The organism is Clostridium sp. (assembly GCF_034179595.1).
Classification (GTDB): Bacteria; Bacillota; Clostridia; order Clostridiales; family Clostridiaceae; genus Clostridium.
This window is the reverse complement of record NZ_JAXFPT010000056.1, coordinates 1-3,059: the sequence shown is the minus strand read 5'-3', so window position 1 is coordinate 3,059 and position 3,059 is coordinate 1. Positions and strand designations below refer to the sequence as shown.

The following is a 3,059-nucleotide window of genomic DNA, read 5'->3' as shown; positions in this document are numbered from 1 at the left end:
CTAGATTGAGAGGTTTTTATATATGAATATTAAAAAGAAAGATATACTTGAACTTAAAAAGCGTTTTAAAAAAGATCACTGCACTTTTACTAAGGTATGTGGTTGTTATGTTAATGGAGAAAAAAATACTATTTTAAAATTTAGAGAAACTTTTCTAAATTTAGATGAAGATGATTACTTTAAATACTTAGAAATTGCTAAGAAAGTCTTATCTGGAACTGTTGGAAATAACATTTTAGAACTTAATTTTTTAGCTAATGAAGAATTTAAAAGCGAAGCCCAAACTTCTCTTTTAACCCTTAGAAACACTCAATTAAAAGATGATACTGTTCTTGATGAGTTTTATCAATCCATTATAAATAATTATGATTATACTGGTAACTACTTAATACTTTTATTCCATGATGCTTATGATGTAATCACTAAAACTAAGGATAATCAAAAGATAGATGAATCTGAAGAAGTATATGAATATGTTTTATGTGCAATATGTCCAGTTTCACTTTCAGCTCCTGGTCTTAGATATTTTGAAGAAGAAAATGAAATAAAATCACGTATAAGAGATTGGGTAGTTAATCCACCTGTTAATGGTTTTGTATTCCCTGCCTTTATTGATCGTAGCTCAGATGTTAATTCTGTTATGTACTATACAAAAAATGCAAAGGATACTCACCCTGAATTAATGGAAAATGTTTTAGGTTGCCCTTCAAAACAAACTGCTACTATACAAAAAGAAGCATTCCAATCAATTATTAAAGATTCTTTTGGTGCTGATGAAAAGAAAGCTGAAAAAATCTTTATGGATGTGCAAGAAAACTTAAATGCTATGGTAGAAGAATATAATGAAATGTATGATGATACAGATTGTGAACCTATAAGCTTAAAAGATACAGATATACAAAACCTTTTAATAGATAGTGGAATTCCACAAGAAATTAGTAATGATATTGAAAAATCATATGTTGAAATCTTTGGTGATGATATTCCATTAGCTGAAAATTTAATTGATGCAAAGATACTTAAAGCAAATGAACAAAGAAGAAAAGAAGAAGACTTAAAAAAACAAGTAAAAATGCTTGAAACTAAACTTGAAGAAGTTCAAAAAGAAGTTGCTATAAGTAACAAATCTGAAGAAACTACAGAAAATGATGATACTACTTCTGAATATGATGTTGTACTTCAAGTTAAGCCAGAAAAAGTATCTCAAATAAAATCTCAGATAATTGATGGTCAAAAATACCTAGTTATTCCTATAAATGATGATGAACATACTAAGGTTAATGATTTAGATGATTTAATATAATTTATAATAGAAAAATAGCAAATCCCATTTTAAGGATTTGCTATTTTATTTAATTTATTTTTTACAATACTTTACCCTTTAGATATAAATTCTCATATAAAAACATCTTTTTTGTATCAAACCTTTTTTGTATTAAGTATTCTTTCAAAATTGCATTTTTTAAAAATACATAAGTTTAATATTTTATGAATATTATTTTATTTACTTTTTTATATAATTCATCTATATACTCACTTATATAACATAAAACTTGCATATTAACAATATAAATGCAATATTTATATCAATTTCATATACACAAAACAAATCTTTATAATAAATACATATATTTAATTAAAATTTCGAGAAAAATATATAACTTATTTTTTTGTTTTATGTTATACTATAACTCATAAAATGAATTTTTTAACATGTAAAACTTGCATATTTTAAGTTTTAGGTTACTTGAAGGAGTGATTAAACAAATGAAAAAATTAGGATTAGCGTTTCAAATTATACTTGGCCTTATTCTAGGAGTTATAGTCGGAGCTGTCTTTTATGGTAACTCAGTTGTTACATCATATTTACAGCCATTTGGTGACATTTTTATAAGATTAATTAAAATGATTGTTGTACCTATAGTGTTCTCATCACTAGTTGTTGGTATTGCTGGTGTTGGAGATATAAAAAAATTAGGTAAAATCGGTGGAAAAACATTACTTTATTTTGAAGTAGTAACTACTTTTGCTATTATAATAGGTTTAGTTATAGCTAACTTATTCCACCCTGGACACGGAATAAACATAAGCAATCTTGCTACTACTAATATTGATACATATATGAATACAGCTAAAACTGCTGCTAATCACGGATTTATTGATACTATTATAAATATTGTTCCAACTAATATTTTTGAATCCTTTGCAAAGGGAGATTTACTTCCTATCATATTCTTTTCAGTTATGTTTGGATTAGGAATAGCTGCAATTGGAGAAAAAGGAAAACCTGTTCTTGATATATGCCAAGGTGTGGCTGATGCAATGTTTTGGGTTACTAATCAAATCATGAAACTTGCTCCATTAGGAGTATTTGGATTAATAGGTGTAACTGTTTCTAAGTTTGGGCTAACTTCATTAATTCCTTTAGGAAAATTAATACTTACTGTTTATACTGCCATGTTCTTATTTGTATTTGTTGTTCTTGGTATCATTGCAAAAATTGCTGGAACAAGTATTATTTCACTTATAAAGCTTTTAAAAGATGAGATTATCTTAGCCTTTACTACAGCAAGTTCTGAGGCAGTTTTGCCAAAGCTAATGGAGAAGATGGAGAAGTTTGGTTGTCCTAAAGCAATTACATCTTTTGTTATTCCAACAGGATATTCATTTAATTTAGATGGATCTACTTTATATCAATCTATTGCAGCACTTTTCATTGCTCAAATATATGGAATTCACCTTCCACTTTCTGTTCAAATCAATTTAGTAATTGTATTAATGCTTACATCAAAAGGTATGGCAGGAGTTCCTGGTGCATCTTTTGTAGTACTACTTGCAACTGTAGGTTCAGTTGGTATTCCAGTAGCAGGGGTTGCCTTTATTGCAGGTATAGACCGTATTGTTGATATGGCAAGAACTGTTGTTAATGTAATCGGAAACTCATTAGCAGTTGTTGTTATATCTAAATGGGAAAATCAATTCAATGCTGAGGAAGGAAAAGAATACTTAAAAACAGTTAATGAAATTTAATAATTAAGACTTAATATATAGTAATTAAA

General features: G+C 27.5%; 2 protein-coding genes. Both read left to right on the top strand.

Annotated features, from left to right (window positions below):
* The first annotated feature begins 28 nt into the window (after nucleotides 1–28).
* A complete protein-coding gene (locus SPJ33_RS06535; RefSeq protein ID WP_321117162.1) occupies nucleotides 29–1,303 on the top strand; it encodes a DUF4317 domain-containing protein in 1,275 nt (424 codons plus the stop codon).
* Between the two features lie 464 nt (nucleotides 1,304–1,767).
* The gene (locus SPJ33_RS06530; RefSeq protein ID WP_321117160.1) at nucleotides 1,768–3,030 is read left to right on the top strand and encodes a cation:dicarboxylate symporter family transporter; all 1,263 of its coding nucleotides are present in this window, start codon (nucleotides 1,768–1,770) and stop codon (nucleotides 3,028–3,030) included.
* The last annotated feature ends 29 nt before the right edge of the window (nucleotides 3,031–3,059 follow it).

Bases quoted from the DNA above. Each gene is read 5' to 3' on its own strand.
- SPJ33_RS06530 (WP_321117160.1), top strand. From the start codon at position 1,768: ATGAAAAAATTAGGATTAGCGTTTCAAATTATACTTGGCCTTATTCTA.